The following is a 22,072-nucleotide window of genomic DNA, read 5'->3' on the forward strand; positions in this document are numbered from 1 at the left end:
TAGTTCAAAGAAAAACGTTCGTATTTTTATCTATTTTAAAAAAGCCTCAAAACTAAATTGATAGAATTTTTAGAAAATTTTTGTTTTTCTCTTTACAGTTAAAAAAATTTCTGCTATAATGACACACATAATTAAATTAGAATTTAAGGAGAACGATATGACATCTGCTAAAGAATATATCCAAAGCGTGTTTGAAACTGTAAAAGCTCGTAACGGGCACGAGGCTGAATTCCTCCAAGCTGTTGAAGAATTTTTCAACACTTTGGAACCTGTATTTGAAAAACACCCTGAGTATATCGAAGAAAATATCTTGGCACGTATTACTGAGCCAGAGCGCGTGATTTCTTTCCGTGTTCCTTGGGTTGACCGTGATGGAAAAATTCAAGTAAACCGTGGTTACCGTGTTCAATTCAACTCAGCTGTTGGACCATACAAAGGCGGACTTCGTTTCCACCCAACTGTTAACCAAGGGATTTTGAAATTCCTCGGATTTGAACAAATCTTCAAAAACGTCTTGACTGGACTTCCAATCGGTGGAGGTAAAGGTGGATCAGACTTCGATCCTAAAGGTAAAACAGATGCTGAAGTGATGCGCTTCTGCCAAAGCTTCATGACTGAATTGCAAAAACACATCGGACCATCACTTGACGTACCTGCTGGTGATATCGGTGTTGGTGGACGTGAAATTGGTTACCTTTACGGTCAATACAAACGCCTTAACCAATTTGATGCTGGTGTCTTGACTGGTAAACCTCTTGGATTTGGTGGTAGCTTGATTCGTCCAGAAGCAACTGGTTACGGTTTGGTTTACTACACTGAAGAAATGCTTAAAGCTAACGGCAACAGCTTTGCTGGTAAGAAAGTGGTTATTTCAGGTTCTGGTAACGTAGCCCAATATGCTCTTCAAAAAGCGACTGAACTCGGTGCAACTGTTATCTCTGTATCTGACTCAAATGGTTATGTCATCGATGAAAATGGTATCGACTTCGATCTTTTAGTAGATGTTAAAGAAAAACGTCGTGCTCGTTTGACTGAGTATGCTGCTGAAAAAGCAACTGCAAGCTACCACGAAGGTTCTGTATGGACTTACGCTGGAAACTATGACATCGCTCTTCCATGTGCTACTCAAAACGAAATCAACGGTGAAGCAGCTAAACGTTTGGTTGCTCAAGGAGTTATCTGTGTATCTGAAGGTGCCAACATGCCAAGCGACCTTGATGCCATCAAAGTTTACAAAGAAAATGGTATCTTCTACGGACCTGCCAAAGCTGCCAACGCTGGTGGTGTAGCCGTTTCAGCCCTTGAAATGAGCCAAAATAGCCTTCGCCTCTCATGGACTCGTGAAGAAGTTGATGGACGTCTCAAAGACATCATGACAAACATCTTCAACACAGCTAAAACAACTTCAGAAACATACGGTCTTGATAAAGACTACCTTGCAGGAGCAAACATTGCTGCCTTTGAAAATGTAGCAAACGCTATGATTGCACAAGGTATTGTTTAAAATTCATTTGCTTAATCCTCAATCACTCCGATTGGGGATTTTTATGTTGAATTCAAAAAACTCACCATTAACAGTGAGTTTTAACATCAGAATTTATTTTACTTTCATTAGGGCAGATGACAAACATTCAACAATTTCATCAACTGCTTCATCTATGTTTATAGTTCCTTCATCATTCAACATCACGGGAATAAGATAAGAAAAACTCAATGCTAAAATGTATCGAACAATTCTTTCATTTGACCAATTTAGAATAAGTCCTTTTTCTTTAAATTGATTCAAAACAGGGCTAATTGGTTCTATTATAGATTGAACAATAATATTTCCTAACTGGATAGAAAGATTTTTATCAATAAAAGAACGCCCCAAGAGAATTTTAACATGCATTTGATTCTCCTGAATAAAAAAGAGCCTATCTCGAACAATACTTTTTAAAAAGAAGGGAAAAGTTTCTTGATCTACTGTGAATTTCTTTTCTGAGAAATCTTCAATCACTTCTGGAATAACCTGTTCTAGAAAAGTAGATAAAATGGCTTCTAAAATGCCTTCCTTTGTTTTAAAGTAACTAAAAACAGTTCCTTCTGACACTCCAGCGCGTTCGGCAATAAGGCTGGACGTTGTATTTTCAAATCCAATTTCTGAGAATAATTTTAAGCTTGATAATAATACTCGACGTTGTTTTAAGCTCAAGTTGCTAGCTTCTAACGTCTGAGCATACTTTTGTTCTAAACTTTCCATCGCTAGCACCTCTCTTCTACTCTCTTACTTTTACGACTTTTTTGCCTCGACTGTGTCCCATTTTCAGACTACGATAGGCTTCTCTAACTGACTTTAGAGAAAAGTCATACACTTGATCAATTTTCAGCTGAACCTTCCCTTCTGAGACCATTTCATATAAAGTGCTAAAATCATCGTATGTAGAATGTCTCGGACCAGTAAACTGAGCACCTTTTATCATAACATAGGGTGAAGGTACTAATGTCCCAATAGCTGTTCCCTTCAAACCTAAACTAAAAGCCAATCTAACATAATCAGATCCATAACAATCCAAAAACTTTGTAATAGGCGTTAGACTAGCTGATAGAAGAGCCTTCTTGATATTCTCTTCGTAACTTACTGGTATGGCACCTAAAGACTTCAGATACTCTGCATTTTTCTTACTTGCTATTCCAATCACTGTCGCCCCCTTAGCAACTGCATACTGTACTGCAATACTTCCAATACCTCCTGCTGCAGCTGAAATAACAACAGTATCTCTTGAATTTAAACCGATTCTTCTAAAAGCCCCACCCACAGTTAGAGAAGCTACTCCCATAGTAGCTGCGTGAATCATGTCTATCATCTCTGGTTTCAATACAATTTCCGATTCATTGACACAAATTTCTGTTGCTAAAGCTCCCCTCTTAGTTCCCAAACCAGGATCGCTAATCATTGTTCCAAACACCTTATCTCCTACTGAAAACCTAGTTACTTCATTTCCAACTTCTGTAATAACTCCAGAAAAGTCTCTCCCCACACCTTTTGGAAATAAAGATGATTTAGATTCAAACCAACGACTTGTTTTCCTTAATGTCGTCATAAAAGATAAAAATCGAAGGGGTTTCGCTCCCTCAAAAGTTTTATAATCAATAGGATTTAAGCCAACAGCATGAACTTCTACTCTCACTTGATTTACATCCAAGGCTGTAGAGTCGATCTTCACCAAATCCAAGACCTCTTCGTTACCGAAACGACTGTACTCTATTGCTTCAACAACCATTTTCTTTACTCCTTAATTTCACAAAAATTGAGTGAACACTCATTTCTATAAATTATACTCTTAATTTGTAAGAAAATCAATATTATCGTTTGATAACGATTTATGACATGATACAAATATCCATCATTTCAATTTACCAATATGATTCTTTCAATCTAACTCTCCTCACTTTTAAAAATTACTATCCCCCTTTTTTGCCCCATGGAACATAAAAAGAAATACTGCTACTCCCAAGAATAGCAGTATTTTCAAGTAAATAAACTTACTAGATTTTAGAAACAATATCAAAACAGCTATAAGATAATAGCATTTCGACTATCCTAAAATCAAGAAACTATAAAAGTTTTACTGCAATTTGCACAGGTCAATTTAGTTCCAATTACTCCATCTGTTGGCTTATGGCAAGTAGGACAATAAACACGTTTTGCTGATAGTCGATAAGATAACTCATCTCGCAATTCTTTTCCCTTAATTTCAATAACATCTTCACCTTGTTCTTCGAACTGAAGAACTGTTATCAAAGCTTTGTCATATTGTTTCATCCGTGGCTGTTTTAAGAATAAAAAAGAGGATAGAATCAAAAATAGGAAAAATAAAACAAACAAAATTGTTACTAATAAATGCCACATAAAGTAGAAATCATGAAGTGAACCTTCTTTTTTTCCTAATATCCATCTCATGTAGTTATCTATGTACTGATAAAATTTCAATCCTGAGACAATACATATAAAAGATACTACGGGAAAGACAAATTTTGAAATGATCAAACGATAGCGTCTCATTTATATTTCCTTTCTGGATAACCAAGCACCACAATAGACACATGATTTACCTTGCCCTAAGTTGAGCAAATTCTCACCACTACATGACGGACAAATAACAGGATAAGTATTTTTGTTAATCTGGTGCTTTTCAAATAAGGCGAATAAAGCTTGTATTTGATTTCGTTTCTTAACTTCCTCTTCTCTCTTTGACTTACGATAAGTCATTACCAATATTGAGATCACACTAAACAAATACCAAGGAGCTAAAAGAAATAGAAATCGAATAGACCATTCCCTAGATTTTTCAATTTCAAAAAGTGATGATAAAATGATTAAAACAAGCATTTGAAGTAAATTCTTCTGTTTTAATTTCTTCAAGGAAAAGGAATCTTTAATTGTTTCTCGAAACAAATATAAAATAACTAAAGCAACTGGCACAAAGGTAACATTTTGAAATGATAAAACTAAAAAACTGACAACAACGGGAATTCCAATAGATTTTGCCAAAATTATAAAATCAAGATTTTTCAATATAAAGATAGTTGGTCCATCATCTATAGAAAAGATAGCAAGTGATAAAACTACAAAACAGAGTATTACTATATTTGAAATTAACCAATGAAAGCCTTTTTTCCAATTATTCTTAATATACTGTTTCACCTATCTTCTCCTCTAGTTGCTATATATTCTCTATAAAGAGCTTTCCCATTATATATCTCATCCAAAGCTTTGACTTTAATTTTTATATTTTCTAAAACACCAAAGCTATAAAATGCAAAGGAAGACAAAAAGAAACCTGATAAAGAAAAAATAATAGGTGTCACTATTGAGAAAATCGGCTTACCATGTTCAAGAAATAGAGTTACGGCCCATAGTGAAAGAAAAAATGTTGCACTTGTCAATCCCATAAAAAGTATACTTAATAAACGAAATACTTGATACATCCACACTATCCTCCTGTCATAGAACTTGTCTAAGTCAATCTCCTACTCTCTTAAAAAATTTCCAAATACTCTTCATGCTACTTTGTATTTATTCATACATTTCCATACTTACAATTACATAAATAGAATGTTCTAAACATAAAGAAATCTTAGTTTTTAGATTGCTATGAAAAAGGGAAACTCTGGAAATGCCAGACTTCCAAAAAACTAAAGATGATACTTAAACTAGAATGATATAAAAATGATTTTTTACAATAATTTAAACTATCTTTTATGCCCACAATTAGAACAGAAGTTCGCTCCTTCCAAAAAAGCAGTCCCACATTGGCTACAAAACTTAGCTAAGACTATTTCTCCTTTGAGGTCAGTTTGATGCTGTTTAACATCTTTGTCAAATGATTTCCTATCTTCAATATGATCCACCAAGTTGCTAAATTTAGCTCCCAAGCCAAGTCCCATAGCTATTTCCACGCCTGCTCCCATTAGATTTCCTGCAGAATCATTATTTTTTGCTGCCTCTTCTAAAATATCAAATTGCCTCTCTTCTTGATAAGTATATTCTTCAATATCTCGACCCACCTGCTTGCTTTTGGCTTCCAAAATTTGCTTGTGGAATTTAAAGATTTCTCTGTATCCATTGCTATTCTGATTTACCTTTAAAGCCTCAATATTAAATTCTTCAATACTAATTCCATACTTAGCAAAATGGCTAGATAAAATTTCAGACAAATCATTAGCTATATCAAAACTGTGCATCTCAATATCAATAATTGGAATCTTATAGTTATATATCACTTGAGAAATAGCTGAACTAATCAGTCCACTAGCAGTTTGTCTAAATCGTTTCTGTAAAATAGCAGCTGTTATAAGATCAGGGTGACTTGGCATAAATTCTAGTATAAAAGCTTCCAAATCTACAATTCGAGGAATAAAATTCCCATGTATTTTCAACTCAACAGGAATATCACTTTCTGGATCTCGAACCATTATAGGTGAAGAAGTTCCCCACCCAATCGGTTGTAAATCATACATATTTACAAACCACAAAAATGTTGAGTCAGATGAAATACCTCCACTTAGAAAGTTTTTTATTCCTGAAGTTACCTGAATATCGTTTCCTTCAATCTTATGTTTACCAGCATCATAAATAGCTACTGCTCTTCCATTTGAAAAAAACACAGCACGCTGACCAGGATTTACAATTACAGTTGTTCCTATCTTGATATTCGTCTTAGGATGTCTCCAAGCAAGTATATTTCGAGTATCTTCACCTTCATATCGAATAATATCAAATAAATTTAATACCATCTTTTCTCCTTTAAAATGAAAACTATAGATTATAAGATTAATCTTCCATAGCTATATTACTATTATATAACCCATTTATTGAAAAGGCAACTCATACTTATAAATTATTATCTTTGGAGTAATCCCTTATATAAAACAAGAAAAACCGCTACTCCTAAAAATAGCGGTTTAATCATGTTTTTAAGCTACTAATGTAGTCGCTCTATTATTAAAGGAGAACAAAATACAACTGTTCTCCAAAATAATTTTATTAAAAAGAAAAACCCTGCCAAATTAATTTTTGGTAGGGTTTTTGGTAGGAAACTAAATTTATTTATCAGTTTCTAAAATGTGTTCACGATTCTAAAAGGCTGATACTATAGTATTCCGAATTCTAATTGGTATATGTCTCTTATTTAAGAGTAACTGAAGCTCCAGCTTCTTCCAATTTAGCTTTGATTTCTTCAGCTTCTGCAGTTGCAACGCCTTCTTTAACAAGTGCTGGTGCACCGTCAACAAGTTCTTTAGCTTCTTTAAGACCAAGACCTGTGATTTCACGTACAACTTTGATAACGCCAACTTTTTTGTCGCCTGCAGATGTCAATTCAACGTCGAATGAATCTTTAGCAGCACCAGCGTCAGCAGCACCAGCTGCAGCAACAGCTACAGGAGCAGCTGCAGTTACACCAAATTCTTCTTCGATAGCTTTTACAAGGTCGTTCAATTCAAGGATTGAAGCTTCTTTAATTTCAGCAATAATGTTTTCAATGTTCAATGCCATTGTTATTTCCTCCAAATAAGTTTTTAAATTTATAATATTTTTTTGTAGCTAGGCTACGCTGCGTAGCTTAAGATTAAGCTGCGTCTTCTTTGTTGTCTGCAACCGCTTTGACTGCAAGAGCAACGTTGCGCACTGGCGCTTGAAGTACAGAAAGGAGCATAGAAAGAAGTCCTTCGCGGTTTGGAAGAGTTGCAAGTGCAAGAATCTCTTCTTTAGATGCGACAGCGCCTTCGATTGCACCACCTTTGATTTCAAGTGCTTCAGCGTTTTTAGAAAAGTCGTTCAAGATTTTCGCTGGTGCGATAACATCTTCGTTAGAAAATGCTACTGCAGATGGTCCAACAAATACTGATGCAAGTTCTTCAAGACCAGCTTTTTCAGCTGCACGACGCAAGATTGAGTTTTTAATAACTTTATACTCAACTTCGCTTCCACGAAGCTCACGACGAAGAACTGTATCTTGCTCAACTGTCAAACCACGAGCGTCTACAACGACGATAGATGCAGCAGCTTTCATTTTTTCAGCTACTACGTCAACTAGTTCCGCTTTTTTAGCAATAATTGCTTCACTCATTAGTGTGTTCACCTCCGTAATTATTTTGCTTGGGGAATTCCTCCAAAAGAAAAACGCGCCCAAACCTAGACACGAAAGTACAATACGCTTCTTTTTACATGATACGTTTTGTCCTCGGTAGGATATTTATGAGTCAAGCTCCCCTACTGTCTTAGGCAGTTTTTTCAAACCGTATATAAGTATAGCATAGTTAAAAAAAGAATGCAAGATTTTTGCAAACTTTTTTTAAAATTTTTCGTGATTTTTTATTTAAAGTTCTACTGTCAGGACTTGACCTTGCTTAACGACTTGTTCTCCAGCAATATAAACATCATCTACATCACTAGATTTGACTGCATAAACTAGATGAGAGAGCATGTTTTCTTGAGGTTGGAGATGAATTCTTGCTTGTGGTTGAATAACAAGAAAATCTGCCTGCTTGCCAACTTCCAGACTTCCTATCTGATTTTCCATTCCAAGAACCTTAGCTCCTTCAATTGTCAATGCCTTGAGAGCTGTTTCGATAGGAAATTGTCTGGCATCTCCACTTTTCATCTTCTGAAGAAGGGCTGCAGTCCGTCCTTCCTCAAACATGTCTAGGTTGTTATTGGAAGCAACCGAGTCTGTCGCAATTCCTACTGCTACTCCTGCTTTTTGAAGTTGGATGATGGGAGCAATCCCTGATGCCAATTTGAGGTTACTGATAGGATTATGGGCTATAGCTACTTGAGAAGTTGCCAAACGTTCAATTTCTTTCTCGTTTAATTCGACCCCGTGAGCAAAGACAGACGGATGATCTAAGTAACCCAGTTCTTCTAGAAATGCGAGGGGGCGTTTGCCGTAGCGTTTCAGGAGAATGCCTGACTCCTCCTTGGTCTCCGCCACATGGATATGGATGGGAATATCCAGCTCTTTTGCCATATCTAAGCTATCTTCCAGCAAGTCTCTACTACAGCTGTAGGGAGAATGTGGGGCTACCATTACCTTGAAATTTGGATTTTCATATCCTAAGATTTCCTCGATGATTGCTCGTGTTCTGCTTATAGTCTCATCAGTTATTTCTGTATCTGAAGAAAAGAGGGTCGGTGAGAAATAACAACGCATCTTAGAAGAATTCACTGCATCGTAAATCTGCTTAATATCCACTCCATTGGGATTATACATATCATTGAAGGTTGTTGTTCCTGACTGAAGCATCTCTGTCAGAGCTTCTTTGACTGCCTTGGTAGTCATGTCTGGAGTAAACTCAGCTTCTGCTGGCCAGATATAGTCATTGAGCCATTCATGTAGATTGCTGTCGTCCCGAATTCCTCGCAAACCTGTCATAGCAGAATGGGTGTGGCAATTGACCAAACCAGGCATAATCCAGGCTCCTTGATAGTCGGTAATCTGCTCAGCTTGATCTAAAATCTCTGTCTTCTCTTGACCGACATAGACAATTTGAGAATCCTTAACTGCTAAGATTCCATCCAGATAAACATGGAAATCTTGGTCACAAGTCACGATATTTACATGCTGATAGACTTTCATTCTAGGCTCCTTTTCTATAAGACAATTTACAGTGAATAATTTTTCTAGCTATTGTAACAAAAAAGTCACCCGAAGGCAACTTTTTTCGTCTATAAAATTTCAAAAGAGAAAGGCTTATTCTGAGCTAAAAGCTGCTGCTTGCTGCATTTGGTAATACTTGCCTTTTCTAGCCATGAGGTCCTGATGGTTCCCATACTCAACAATGTCGCCATCCACCAAGACAAGAATCAAATCCGCATCCTGAATGGTTGACAAGCGGTGGGCAATGATAAAGCTTGTACGTCCCTTCATGAGTTTAGCAAAGGCATCCTGTACTAGCACCTCTGTCCGTGTATCGATGGAAGAAGTCGCCTCGTCTAAGATGAGAATCTTAGGGATAGCTAGAAAGACTCGGGCAATGGTCAAGAGCTGAGCTTGACCAACAGAGAGAGATTCTCCTGCATTTTCTAACTTGGTATCGTATCCCTGTGGCAACTGTTGGATGAAAAAGTCTGCATTGGCTGCCTTTGCAGCAGCAATCACTTGCTCCCGACTGGCATCAGGATTCCCAAAGGCAATATTGTCATGAATAGTTCCTTGCTTGAGCCAGGTTTCTTGGAGCACCATACCAAACTGCTGTCTCAATGACGCTCGGGTATAATCATAAATGGATTGCCCATCCAGCAAGATATCTCCTGAGTTAATAGGGTAAAAACGCATGAGGAGATTGATCAGAGTTGACTTCCCAGCACCTGTCGGACCAACAATAGCCACCTTACTACCAGCTGGAATATTGATAGACAAATCCTTAATCAATATCTTCTCAGGATTGTAGCCAAAAGAGACCTGTTTAAATGAAATGGCTCCCTTGACTTGGTAACTGTTCAAGACTTCCTTGCCTGTTTCAGCTACCTCAGAGCTTTCTAAGACAGCATAGACACGCTCCGCACAAGCTAAAGCACTTTGCAACTCAGCTAGAACTGAAGAAATATCATTAAATGGCTTGGTATACTGCTGAACATAGTTCAAAAAAGTCACTAAACGCCCAATGGTCAAGGTTGAACCCATCATGATACGATAAGCTCCTACTCCAGCAAGAAGAGCGTAAATGAGCGCATTGACAAAGCGAGTCGAAGGATTAACCGTTGAAGAATAAAAGATGGCTGACTGAGAATAGCCTGCATAGTTGTCATTCGCCTCATGCAATCTTTGGATAAACTCTGTTTGAGCATTGAAGGACTGGATAATAGTCTGCTGGCTAAGAGATTCTTCAATCAACTGAGTCTGAATTCCCCTAGTCTCTGTTTGCTTCTGGAAGAGATGATAGGATCGTTTGGCAATAAAACGTGAAATCACCATGGATAGTGGCGTCAACAGCAAGACCAAGAGAGTCATGAGGAGATGAATTTGGAGCATGGCTAGAATACTAACCAAAATCATTAAGACACCAATGAAAAATTGGTTAAAAATCATGGTCAAGCCAGCTGTCAACTGTTCTATGTCCGTGGTTACACGACTGACTATTTCTCCACTGCCTTGCCGATCCACAAAAGCAATCGGTAACCGATGAAGCTTATGGATGATTCGCTCTCGCAAGTCTCTGGTATAAGAGAAGATTAGGCGATTATAAAGAAGAGGATTGACCCATTGTACCAGTGTATTTCCTATGACCACCAAGATCATGTGGATGAAAATCTGCCAAAAAACTGGTGAAGAACCAGCCACTAGGACCTGGTCGATGACCTGCCCAATCAAGATAGGTAGGTAAATCGATAAACCAACTTGGGCAATAGTTCCTAGAAAGGCTAGGAAAAGGAGGAAAGGATGGCTTGCTAAATCTTTTGCCAAACGTTTGAGCGTCTGGTTTGCAGTTTGTCGTCTCATGCTAGTCCTCCTTTCCATGTTGGGATGCATTGATTTCACGATAGACTTGACTAGTCTTCATCAAATCCTCGTGCTTGCCGATAGCTAGTAGTTCCCCTTTTTCCAAGAGGAGAATCTGGTCAGCCATCTGGAGTGTCGAAGTCCGTTGAGAAATCAAGATTAAGCTCGTGTTAGGTAAGTTTTCTCGAATTGCTTTCAAAAGCTTGGACTCGGTGATGGTGTCGAGGGCCGAGGTCGCATCATCTAGGATGAGAAATGGAGCTTGGCGCAAGACCGCACGTGCAATAGACAGCCTTTGTTTTTGTCCACCTGAGAAATTTCGACCATCTGCTTCAACGACAGCATCCAAAACTCCTTCCTTTTCACTGACAAAATCCTTAGCTTGCGCAATCTTCAAGGCCTGAAAGAGTTCTTGATCAGTCACTCTTTGATTTAAACCCAAAGTCAAGTTGGAACGAATAGTTCCCTTAAAGAGTTCGACCTTTTGGGGCACATAGGCAATCCAAGACCGCCACTGTTCAAGATTGAGAGGACTACATCCATCTCGATAAAGGTTAATGCTCCCCTTGTCTGCTGGATAAAGTCCAAGTAAGACTTGCACCAAGCTTGATTTACCAGAACCTGTTCCCCCAATAATACCAAGGATTTGCCCTTGCTTCATATCAAAGAAAATGTTTCTCAGAGAAGGCTGGGCCGCATCTGGATAGGTAAAGGTCAATTCTTGAACTTGTAAAACCTGCTCGCTGGTAGCTTGCTTTTGTTCTAACTCTGAATGGATATCCTCTGGAGATTCTGCAAAGACTTCCTCGATTCGCTTAGCTGAGATATAGGATTGATTGAGGGAATTTATCAGCATGGCGAGCTTAACCAATTCCACCAAGATATGCAAGAGATAGTTGATAAGAGCAATCAGGGCACCTTGACTGAGTACCCCTCCTTGAATTGAAATATAACCCTGCCAGATGATGACGAGGAGAGTTCCATTGACAATCAGATAGGTCAGAGGTGTTAACAAACTAGACCAGAAACCTGTTTTTTCTTGCAATCTAGCATAGACTTGGTTAAGGGTTTGAAAAATCTGTAACTCGCGTTTTTCTTGTCCAAAAGCACGAATAACTCGCATGCCTTGTAATTGCTGGCGCGTTTCCTGAACCAGTTGGTCCGTTTTCTTTCTGAGACTACTATAGAGAGGATTGACCAGTCGAGAGAGCCCGACAATGACAATCGTCAAAACCACAACCATGACCAAGAACCAGAAAGTCAGTTCAGCTGAGATGCGATAGGCCATAAAGATAGCCCCAAAAACGATAATAGGCGCTCGTAAAAAGAGACGCAGGAACTGATTGATACCAGTCTGAATCTGATAGGTGTCCGAAGTCAAACGAGTCACCAAGCTTGAAGTTGTCAGACGGTCTCTGCTGTTCTTGGGTAAGGAAAGAATATGACGATAAAGGTCGTTTGTCAGTTCTTTGGCAAAACCAACCGCAGCCTTAGCTGAGTAAAACTGGGCTACCAAGGCCACTAAAACGCCAATCACGGCAAAGATAAGGAGCAGGCCAATCTGCATCCAGAGGTGTCCTTGATCTCTCTGGGGCAAGGATTGGTCAACAATCCCTGCAATCACCATGGGAACAAGAAGCTCAAACACAGCTTCTAATAGCTTGAACAAGGGTGCTAAAATCGATTCCTTAATGTAGGCTTTAAAGTAAGATAGTAAGTGTTTCATAAATCCCTTCTATTCGTATTCTGGAAATAAAGAAAGTGGGAAGCACCCACCCTCTCTGTTTTATTTGTTTAAGTAAGGCAGTAGATAGCCATATCCTGCTTCTTCCATCTCATTCTTGGCCACAAAGCGCAAGGAAGCGGAATTGATACAGTAACGGAGGCCACCAAACTCACGCGGTCCATCTGTGAAAACATGACCCAAGTGAGCATTCCCCGACCGAGAACGAACCTCAATTCGCTCCATTCCATGACTGAGATCCTTGTAATAATGAATCAATTCCTTGGAAATCGGACGGCTAAAACTTGGCCAACCACAACCTGAGGCAAACTTATCCTTGGCAAAAAAGAGTGGCTCACCTGTCGTAATATCTACATAAATTCCCTCTTCAAAGGTTTGGTCATAGGCATTGGTAAATGGAGCCTCTGTGGCAGCTTTTTGGGTAACACGATAGGATTCTTCAGATAAACTGCCCTTTAACACATCTTGACTAGGCTTTTCATAGTTTGCTGCATCAATCAATGGTTTCTCAGCATCGGTCACATCGATATGACAGTAACCTGAAGGATTCTTCTTAAGATAGTCTTGGTGGTAATCTTCAGCCAGAATGTAGTGGCGAAGTTTCTCCACCTCTACTGCAATCTTTCGACCAAGCATGCGCTCCTGCTCCTGCACCACTGTGTAGATAGCTGGCAAGTCTGCTTCGTCCTGGTAATAAATCCCAGTTCGATATTGGCGACCACGGTCATTCCCTTGTTGATTGACTGATAATGGATCGATAACACGGAAATAATAAAGTAAAATCTCTCTGAGTGATACTATCTTCTCATCGTAAATCACTTGAACTGTTTCTGCATGGTCTGTTTCCTTGAGCAACTGGTAATTGGTCGTTTCGACTTGACCATTAGCGTAGCCAACACTGGTTGCTAGCACTCCAGAAATGCGTGAAAAATATTCCTCTAGGCCCCAAAAACAACCACCTGCTAGATAAATTTCTGCCATCTTTATTTCTCCTTTATCAAGTTTTTAACTAATACTCTTCGAAAATCTCTTCAAACCACGTCAGCTTACATCTGCAACCTCAAAACACTGTTTTGAGCAGCCTGCGGCTAGCTTTCTAGTTTGCTCTTTGATTTTCATTGAGTATAAACTTCTTTTCAAAAAAAGGACAGGAAGCCCTCTGGTCGAGAGTTTCCCCATCCTATCTTCTATTCTTTATTTTGCTTCGACACGGACACCTTGGGTATCAACCTTCAAGTCATGAAGTTTTCCTTTGAAGGGTTGCTTTTCCAATTCTGCCTTAATCGTTGGCATCTTGTCATGAGAAGCCAAAACCATAACTGTCGGCCCAGCACCAGAGAGGTAGGTTGCATAGGCACCATTTTCTTTGGCTACTTGCTTAATCGTCGCAAATTCTCTCACCAAGTCCTGACGATAGCGCTCGTGGAAGAGGTCTCCCTCGATTGCTTGCCCAGCGGTCACCATGTCTCCTGCCAACAAGGCCGCAACCGCCACATTGGCGATAGAACTAGCTGCAACAGCTTCCTTATAGGACAATTTCTTAGGCAAGACACCACGGCTGTCTCGAGTACGCAATTCATAGTTTGGAATGTAGGCTAGGAAATCACACTCTGGGAAGTCTGCTACAATAGCTGAAACTTGCCCTTCAACGGAACTTGCAATAACGAGATTACCATAGATGGCGGGTGCCACATTGTCAGGATGTCCCTCAATCTTAGTTGCTAACTGCAGTTTTTCGTGATCAGTTAAATTAAGATTTGCAAGTTGGTTAGCTAATTCAATCCCAGCTACAATAACCGAGCTGGAAGAACCCAAACCACGCGCCAAGGGAACATCACTGGTCATTTTCAAGCGTCTTGGTTGCAAGTCTGGTACAATTTGTAAAGCAATTTTTAGTAAGAGATTACGCTCGTCATGAGGAATCCATTTGCCAATCTGGTGTTCAATCAACCACTCTTCTCGTTCTTCGCAGACCTCAATTTGAAGATACTTGGTTACAGCTACACCGACCGAGTCAAAACCTGGCCCGATATTGGCACTGGTTGCAGGTACAATAATCTTCATCTTATTCTCCTAGCACCTTGAAGGTATTCAAGAGGTCGAATTCTGAAACCTTCTTCAATTCAGCTGAGACATTTTCAAGCTGGGCTTTATTAATCTTGTGTGTGATGATCACGACACGCGCCTTGTCACCTTCTTTTCCATCTTGAAGGATTTGCTTGAAGGAAATATCTTGGGCATTAAAGATTTCAGCCAACTTCAAGACCTGACCTTTTGAGTCTGGAGCCAAGATTGAGAAGTAGTAGTTTGCTTTGACATCTTCAGGATTTGCCAAGACCAAGTCACGGCTGTATTCGTTGAAGTCTTTGCCAATGGTACCATCATTCAGGCGACGAACGATACGGACAATATCTGCTACAACACTTGTTGCAGTTGGTTTTTGACCAGCACCTGGTCCGTAGTACATAGACTCGCCGATACCGATAGATTCTACAAAAACAGCGTTCATTACGCCATTCACACTGGCAAGTGGATGTGCTATAGGTAGGAAGGTTGGAGTTACTTCTGCAGCAATTCCTGAAGGAGTTTCCTCGATAGAACCAACCAATTTCACTACATAGCCAAGTTCTTGAGCTACAGCTACATCTTCTGGTGTGATGTTACGAATTCCCTTGTGGGCTACATCTTCAAATGCAACCTTCATACCAAAGGCAAATTGGCTCAAAATCACCATCTTGTAGGCTGCATCAATCCCATCCACATCATTTGTCGGGTCGCTTTCTGCAAATCCAAGTCTTTGTGCTTCCGCAAGAGCATCATCGTAAGACCAGCCTTCTTCCACCATCTTGGTCATCATGAAGTTGGAAGTTCCGTTGACTACTCCAAGCACACGCGTAATTTTATCAGAAGCTAAGGAATTTGCCAAAGTACGAAGAATTGGAATCCCACCAGCTACTGCTGCTTCGTAGTAAAGTGCTACCTTATTAGCTTGAGCGATTTCTAACAATTCTGCACCATGGACAGCCAAAAGGTCCTTGTTAGCAGTCACAACATGCTTTCCAGCCTCCAAGGCACGAGTGATAAAGGTTTTAGCTGGTTCGATACGCCCCATCAATTCCACTACAATCGTAATGTCTTGATCTGACAAAATGTCATCCACATTGGTTACAAAGTTAAAGTCATTCCCTGCTGCAAGCAAGCGATTCTTTTCATCTTCATCCTTGACCAATACCTTAGCAACTTCAATATCTGAATGTGCTGATTGATTGATTTTTTCTCCATTTTCCTTTAGGAGGAAAGGCACACCACTTGCAACGGTACCAAATCCTAGTAAAGCAATTTTAACTGTCATGTTTGTCTCCTCGAAATTTTCTAATATAGCCATTATAACAGAATTTTGTGAAAATTCCTATTATAGTAATTCACTATTTCAGTATAATAAAGAAAAAACGAATCAGACGATTCGCTCTCCTTAAAATCTAGAAAAAGCTTTCCAGAAATGATTATCCAATCTTTTGCAAATTAAGTACTGCATCGTGATTCATCAAGACTTGACCATACTCTTGCAAGACTGAGCGACTGATATCACTATCGTCCGCAAACTCGCGCATACGAGCCAACAGCCAAGCTGGATATGGACTTGGATGATTTTCAATATCCACTAAAATGGTCAAATAATAGCGCTCGTTCATTTTGTAGAGTTCAGAAGTTTCCATCTCAAAAGTCACTGTCTGGGCAAAAGCCACCAAGTCAGCCAACTTATCAAAAGAAAGGATGTAGTAGATGTAAGGCTCTTTCTTGCTTTCAACTTCTTGTTCAGCCTGCTCCTGCTCTTCTTCCTTAGCTTCGACTTGCTCTAGAGATTGAATCGCTTCGATATCATCCTTAGTTTTATCCGCGATGCTTTTTTCCAAGGTTTTGATAAATTCATCTGGCGACATTTGAGCCAATTCTTCCATATCTGGTAAATCCGATAAGTCTTCAAAATCTAGATTTTGGTCAATCTTTGATTTGGTTACAAAGACATCAACCTTATCTGGTTTTGGAGTCACACGGAAGCTCAACATGCCTGTATCCAGAAAGCTATCAGGCATCTCTAACTCATCCAAGATAGCATAAAAGAACTCTTCTGTTTTTTCTTGAGGAACGAGAAAGTCAGCAATCTCCATTCCTCGATCCATCAAATCCTCTAAAGACATCGTGATTTTCAAAGTTGTATCACTAATTTGTTTCATTTTCATTGCTAGTAACCTCATACTTTCAGTTCTATCTATTATACTAGATTTTTACGATTTTATCAAAAGAATGAAGCGAGAATGTGATATAATACTAGAGACCATTTTACAATACAAGAAAGAAAGTACAATGAAAAATATAAAAGTTAATGCACTGGCTAGCTTACTAGTCAATGTTCTCAATATCGTTTTTCCACTGATAACCAATCCTTATCTAACGCGGATTCTCAGCAAATCCAACTACGGTTATTTCAATACCGCCAATACCTGGGCTAGCTTTGTCATTCCACTAGCTGCCTTTGGAATATACAACTACGGAATTCGAGCTATCAGTAAGGTCAAGGACGACAAAGATAAGATTAATTATGTCTTCTCCAAGTTATTCTATATATCTGTAATTACTTCTGTCCTTACAACAAGTATCTATTTTTTGTTTATTTACCTAGATAATAGTATTGAAAATTTAAAAGAGCTCTACTACATACTTGGTGTCCAGGCTCTCTTCCAATTCCTTTATATCGAGTGGATGAACGAGGCTTATGAAAACTATGCCTTCATCCTTTACAAGACATTGATTATTCGGATTGCCATGCTGGTTGCTATCTTTACCTTTGTAAAAACTCCAGATGATATCGTACCTTATGCAATTATTATGAGTGCAACGACAATTCTCAACTATCTACTCAGCTTTCTCTGGATTAAACGAGAAGTTTCCTTTGTTAAGATTGGTCTTGTCGAATTAATCAAAGCATCTAAACCACTCTTGACCATGTTGCTTCTAGCTAATGCCAATATGCTCTACACCTTACTCGATAGAATGTTTATCACCAAAGGTCCTGATGAAAACTATATTTCTTATTATACTATTGCTTCCAGCATCGTTATGTTGATTGCCAGTGTCTTGAGTGGAGCTATCAACGTCAGTATTCCACGTCTCGGCTACTATCTCGGTAAGAAAGACTACGAATCTTATAAAAATCTTCTGAACCAAGGAGCTGCCCTCTTTTACTTCCTTATCATTCCAACCAGTATTGGAATGATGGTGTTGGGAAACTACGCGGCAGTTATCTACTCTTCTGAAAAATACCTCGAAGCAGGTATTGTGACTAGTGTCTTCGCCTTTCGTACCATCATCTGGGCTATTGAATTGATTCTCGGTAAACAGATCATCTTCATCAATGACCACGAAAATCGTTTAACAGCCTTTTACTTTATTGGTGGCGGATCTAATATCCTACTCAACAGTCTCTTGTATTTCAATAATATTTTTGCACCAGAGTATTACATTGCTACTACTATTATTGCAGAAACTGTAGTTGTTCTACTGGAAATTTACTTTATCAAAAAACATCAGCTACTTGATTTAAAAGAAATCTTTACTACTTTAACACGCTATACTATTGTATCGCTCGGATTCATTCCAATTTATTTCACTTTTAAGTTTCTTTTCCAAATCAACTCTTATACAGTCAACCTCAATATGATACTCATGGTTCTCTCGACTGTTTCTACTTGTGGAATATATTATCTCTTGACACTATTTATTACCAAAGATAAAACATTCCACTATGCACTCAATCTTGCACTTGCTAGGATTAAAAGAAATTAAAAGAATCCCCTGCTAATAGACTATTCTACTAGCAGGGGATTTTCTCATTATTCCTTTTCTTTCTTGTCGGAACTACTTGACTCTATAATTGAGTCCTCTTTTTGTTTTTCTGAATTAGAAGAGTTCATTTCTTTTTGTTTTTCTTGCTTTTCTGCCTTATTAATCTTGTCTGATTTATCAGTTAGAGTAGATGTTTCCTGTTTGTTTGTAGAATGATTTTGCTGCTTATCAACAGTAACTACTTGTCTCCATACACCTTCTTCATTAACTTTATAACCATCAGGTGTGGTAGAATTTTTCAATAAGGAACCATCTGCTTGGAAATAGTACCAATTACCATCAACCTGTTTCCAGCCAGTTTGCATCGCTCCTGTTGAATCAAAGTAATATTGATCACCATTGACTTTTTGAAGGCCAACCAACATAATACCATCTTCAGGATTTAGATAATACCAGACGCCTTTGTCTTTTATCCAACCAGTTTTCATGGCTCCATTTGATTCAAAGTAACGGTAATGATTATCAAACCATTTCCAGCCAGTCTGCATGGCACCAGACGCACTAAAGTAATATTGCTTGCCATCTACTTGATTGAGTCCAACCAACATAGTGCCTTCCTTAGATTCAAGATAATACCACATATCATGATCTTTTAGCCAACCAGTTTGAAGTGCACCAGATGCAGCGTAATAATGCCAGACATCGTTTGACCACTGCCAGCCAACTTGCATGTTACCTGAGGATTTAAAGAAATAGGTTTTTCCATCAATCGCTTTAGATCCTACGGCCATGATACCTGTTTCTGGATCCAAATAATACCATGATTCTTTATCTTTCAACCAACCAGTTTTCATAGCACCTGAGTTCGTATAGAAGTACCAGCTATTGTCTTGCCACTTCCAGCCAGTCTGCATGGCACCACTAGCATTCAAATAGTAACGAATACCCTTTATATCTTGTCTACCAGTTAACATGATGCCATCTTTATCCAGATAATACCATGTTTCCTGATCCTTGACCCAGCCAGTTTTCATAGCTCCAGAACTTGCAAAATAGTTCCAGTGACCATCAACAAAGGCCCAGCCAGTTTGCATGACACCTTCTTGATTAAAGTAGTATATACTTCCATTGATATTCTTTTTACCGACAGTCTTTAGACCATCCTCATCATAGAAATACCAAGCTGAATCAATCTTTTGCCAAGTTGAAGGCTTACCTGAAATTTGTAGTACGCCACTTTCGCTAAAGAACATCTTCTTACCATTAAAAACTTGGTGTCCTGTCAGCATCTTACCATCTGCCGCAAAAAGGTATTTTTTCCCTCCAATTTCAGAGAGCTCGCTAAATCGTCTAGCACCATTCGACTGGATATAATACCAAGAGTTATCTAGCTTGAACCATCCACCAGTTTGCATTTTACCATTTTTGTTCAGATAGTAATCATTCCCCTTGGCATTTTCTCCCCAGTCGTCATTAAGGTGAAGCCAGCGGCCTGCTTGCATTTGTCCTTTTCCATTAAAGAAGTAAGTGGCTCCGCCAATCTCTTTCCAGCCGATAGCCATTTCCCCGTCAGACAAACGATATTTCCAATAGCCATCTTCTTGATACCATTTTTCGTCAACTACTGGGATATCAGGGAAGGTATTTGAAACATTAGCAAATCCTTTATCGCTAATATCAAAAACAGTAGCGTCTTGAGTTTGGCTAGCAGCACGAAGAACCTGAATATTTTTCTTCTGAAGGTATTCTCTAGTTGAAGCAACATTAATATCTCCACCAGTTGTCTGAATAATCATTTTTGGTGATAAGTTTTCAAGGAAATTAATCGTATTTGAAATTGTCGCATCATAATGGTGGTTCCATTTCATCATATCAACCTTGCCGATAACTGGACCTAACTTATCTTCTGCTCCTTCGGCATTATCCAAATCTCCACCAAGATAGATTCTCTTTCCTGCCACAGTCACTACTGAAACAATGGAGTTGGAGTTATCATCTCGAACTTTTTTCAGATTCCCATCAGCATCATATTCATTCTTATAGTTGTAGAGCTGGATATCCATATCACCTAATTTTATATGGCTATCCTCATCTGAAATATTCTGGATAAGCGTAACTCCTCGTTTTTGAGCTGCTCTCAAAGCATTATCATAATTGAAAAGATTGTCCCATAGCCCCCACTTTGCTGTGATTCGATCATCTGAATATTTTTTCAAATAAAACTTACCAACCTGATAACGATTGAGTATTTCGTCTGCTCCACCAATATGATCACTATGAACATGAGTTCCTATAATAAAATCTAATTTTTTAACACCTATTTCATCTAGGTGGCGAATCAATCTATCCTCTAATACTTGATAATTTCTCATAGAAATTCCCCAACGACTTGGATAGCGTGGGTCACTCCCATCAGGGAAATCATAGTCTTCACCCATATCAATCAAAGCATAATGATCATTACTTTCAAGAAGGATAGCGTCACTCCCTGATTTGGCTTTAGTATTTATGAAATGGATACGATTGCCCGAACCTGCAGAGATAGTATTTGCATCTACTCCTTGCGATAACTGAATCAGCACTAGAAAGAATACAAGAAAACTATACCCAACTAATTTTATTAACTGTTTATTTTTCATCTTGAAAACCCCTTTATTTTAAAAGATAAGAAACTTATACTAATCAATCCAATAATTTTTATCTCCTCCTGGCACTTGTTGCTCAATGGGTGGCGGACTCATATAGTTTTCTCCAAATTCGTAGACAAGTAATTCATGGTATTTTCTAGGAACCTTGACCACAATGTTTTCATACGGCATATCAATCAAATCATAGAGCCATTCTTTTTTTATACCATCTGGATAAGAGGAATCATAGATAGTACAAGTCAGATCTGTTGCTTGATCCACACTATACTTCAAAGCAAGACTCTCTAATTTTTGGTTCCATGTCTGTGGGGAAGTTAAGCGAAAAATAGCTGATCCCATATAACGAGGGAGATTTTTAAGTCCACCATTCTCAGACTTGATTCCTTTAAAGTTCAAAGAAGAAAGACGAATGAAATATTTGTAGAGCTTCATTTTCTTCTGGTCACTTTCTTGCGTTACGACACCATCATATGGAAAGATGTCAACGCAGGTTCCCAATACAACCGTTTTATCTATAAGATTAGCATCTCGACGTGTCCTCACATCATAGACTCGCATATAACTGTAAGGATACCCCTTTGTTTCTCTAAATGAAATTAATTTATAGTAGGGATGATTTTCATTTTTTAAAACCTTATACAGTTTTTCAAATTCATCACGCGCTAAGGAAATATCTGTATCATCATCCCAAGGTATAAATCCTTTATGGCGTACAGCTCCTAGTAAGGTTCCAAAATCAATAAAATATTTGATTTGATGTTGTTCACAAAGATCATGAAGATACTTTAAAATATCTAATTCTACTTGTTTGATTTCTTCAAGAGTTAAAGTTCTTTCAGACATAGGTTTTA

General features: G+C 38.6%; 19 protein-coding genes and 1 other annotated feature. Of the genes, 2 read left to right on the plus strand and 17 right to left on the minus strand.

Annotated elements, in window-relative coordinates:
- The first annotated feature begins 157 nt into the window (after positions 1 to 157).
- On the plus strand, positions 158 to 1,504 hold the full coding sequence (gene gdhA, locus N8M66_RS05185) for an NADP-specific glutamate dehydrogenase (RefSeq protein WP_261046018.1): 1,347 nt from the start codon (positions 158 to 160) through the stop codon (positions 1,502 to 1,504).
- Positions 1,505 to 1,597: 93 nt separating this feature from the next.
- Here gdhA and N8M66_RS05190 read toward each other — a convergent pair whose 3' ends face one another.
- The 15 genes from N8M66_RS05190 to mecA form a co-directional block, all read right to left on the minus strand.
- Complete coding sequence (locus N8M66_RS05190; RefSeq protein WP_261046019.1) at positions 1,598 to 2,242, minus strand: TetR/AcrR family transcriptional regulator; 645 nt, start codon at positions 2,240 to 2,242, stop codon at positions 1,598 to 1,600.
- A gap of 16 nt (positions 2,243 to 2,258) precedes the next feature.
- Positions 2,259 to 3,263 carry an NADP-dependent oxidoreductase gene (locus N8M66_RS05195; protein WP_261046021.1) on the minus strand — a complete coding sequence of 335 codons (1,005 nt, stop codon included), beginning with the start codon at positions 3,261 to 3,263 and terminating at the stop codon, positions 2,259 to 2,261.
- A 326-nt stretch (positions 3,264 to 3,589) separates the two neighbouring features.
- Entirely contained in the window at positions 3,590 to 4,045 is a 456-nt protein-coding gene (locus N8M66_RS05200; protein ID WP_070479359.1) for a hypothetical protein, read from the minus strand.
- Complete coding sequence (locus tag N8M66_RS05205; RefSeq protein WP_261046024.1) at positions 4,046 to 4,687, minus strand: hypothetical protein; 642 nt, start codon at positions 4,685 to 4,687, stop codon at positions 4,046 to 4,048.
- A complete protein-coding gene (locus N8M66_RS05210; protein ID WP_000285175.1) occupies positions 4,684 to 4,971 on the minus strand; it encodes a hypothetical protein in 288 nt (95 codons plus the stop codon). Before N8M66_RS05210 ends, N8M66_RS05205 begins: the two co-directional genes overlap by 4 nt.
- A 264-nt stretch (positions 4,972 to 5,235) precedes the next feature.
- The gene (locus N8M66_RS05215) at positions 5,236 to 6,279 is read right to left on the minus strand and encodes an SPFH domain-containing protein (protein ID WP_261046026.1); all 1,044 of its coding nucleotides are present in this window, start codon (positions 6,277 to 6,279) and stop codon (positions 5,236 to 5,238) included.
- A 391-nt stretch (positions 6,280 to 6,670) separates the two neighbouring features.
- Positions 6,671 to 7,039 carry a 50S ribosomal protein L7/L12 gene (gene rplL, locus N8M66_RS05220; RefSeq protein ID WP_001196965.1) on the minus strand — a complete coding sequence of 123 codons (369 nt, stop codon included), beginning with the start codon at positions 7,037 to 7,039 and terminating at the stop codon, positions 6,671 to 6,673.
- A gap of 73 nt (positions 7,040 to 7,112) precedes the next feature.
- Positions 7,113 to 7,613, minus strand: coding sequence for a 50S ribosomal protein L10 (gene rplJ, locus N8M66_RS05225; RefSeq protein ID WP_004259693.1), 501 nt, complete (start codon positions 7,611 to 7,613; stop codon positions 7,113 to 7,115).
- A gap of 38 nt (positions 7,614 to 7,651) precedes the next feature.
- Positions 7,652 to 7,787, minus strand: a sequence feature (ribosomal protein L10 leader region).
- A 75-nt stretch (positions 7,788 to 7,862) separates the two neighbouring features.
- Positions 7,863 to 9,122, minus strand: coding sequence for a TRZ/ATZ family protein (locus tag N8M66_RS05230; protein ID WP_261046028.1), 1,260 nt, complete (start codon positions 9,120 to 9,122; stop codon positions 7,863 to 7,865).
- 114 nt (positions 9,123 to 9,236) lie between these two features.
- Complete coding sequence (locus tag N8M66_RS05235; RefSeq protein ID WP_261046030.1) at positions 9,237 to 10,985, minus strand: ABC transporter ATP-binding protein; 1,749 nt, start codon at positions 10,983 to 10,985, stop codon at positions 9,237 to 9,239.
- Between the two features lies 1 nt (position 10,986).
- On the minus strand, positions 10,987 to 12,711 hold the full coding sequence (locus N8M66_RS05240) for an ABC transporter ATP-binding protein (protein WP_261046031.1): 1,725 nt from the start codon (positions 12,709 to 12,711) through the stop codon (positions 10,987 to 10,989).
- Between the two features lie 60 nt (positions 12,712 to 12,771).
- Positions 12,772 to 13,710 carry a peptide-methionine (R)-S-oxide reductase MsrB gene (gene msrB, locus N8M66_RS05245; RefSeq protein ID WP_261046033.1) on the minus strand — a complete coding sequence of 313 codons (939 nt, stop codon included), beginning with the start codon at positions 13,708 to 13,710 and terminating at the stop codon, positions 12,772 to 12,774.
- 213 nt (positions 13,711 to 13,923) lie between these two features.
- A complete protein-coding gene (gene thrB, locus N8M66_RS05250; protein ID WP_125448003.1) occupies positions 13,924 to 14,793 on the minus strand; it encodes a homoserine kinase in 870 nt (289 codons plus the stop codon).
- Between the two features lies 1 nt (position 14,794).
- On the minus strand, positions 14,795 to 16,081 hold the full coding sequence (locus tag N8M66_RS05255) for a homoserine dehydrogenase (RefSeq protein ID WP_261046036.1): 1,287 nt from the start codon (positions 16,079 to 16,081) through the stop codon (positions 14,795 to 14,797).
- Between the two features lie 151 nt (positions 16,082 to 16,232).
- Positions 16,233 to 16,970 carry an adaptor protein MecA gene (gene mecA, locus N8M66_RS05260; protein ID WP_261046197.1) on the minus strand — a complete coding sequence of 246 codons (738 nt, stop codon included), beginning with the start codon at positions 16,968 to 16,970 and terminating at the stop codon, positions 16,233 to 16,235.
- Between the two features lie 124 nt (positions 16,971 to 17,094).
- Between mecA and N8M66_RS05265 the strand changes: the two genes are divergently transcribed.
- Positions 17,095 to 18,573: an oligosaccharide flippase family protein gene (locus N8M66_RS05265; protein WP_261046037.1), complete on the plus strand. Its 1,479-nt coding sequence runs from the start codon at positions 17,095 to 17,097 to the stop codon at positions 18,571 to 18,573.
- A 47-nt stretch (positions 18,574 to 18,620) separates the two neighbouring features.
- Here the strand turns inward: N8M66_RS05265 and N8M66_RS05270 are convergent, their stop codons facing one another.
- A complete protein-coding gene (locus N8M66_RS05270) occupies positions 18,621 to 21,212 on the minus strand; it encodes an MBL fold metallo-hydrolase (protein ID WP_261046039.1) in 2,592 nt (863 codons plus the stop codon).
- A 39-nt stretch (positions 21,213 to 21,251) separates the two neighbouring features.
- Positions 21,252 to 22,064 carry a LicD family protein gene (locus N8M66_RS05275; RefSeq protein WP_261046041.1) on the minus strand — a complete coding sequence of 271 codons (813 nt, stop codon included), beginning with the start codon at positions 22,062 to 22,064 and terminating at the stop codon, positions 21,252 to 21,254.
- Between the last annotated feature and the right edge of the window lie 8 nt (positions 22,065 to 22,072).

This window comes from Streptococcus mitis (genome assembly GCF_946188585.1).
GTDB lineage: Bacteria > Bacillota > Bacilli > Lactobacillales > Streptococcaceae > Streptococcus > Streptococcus mitis_DG.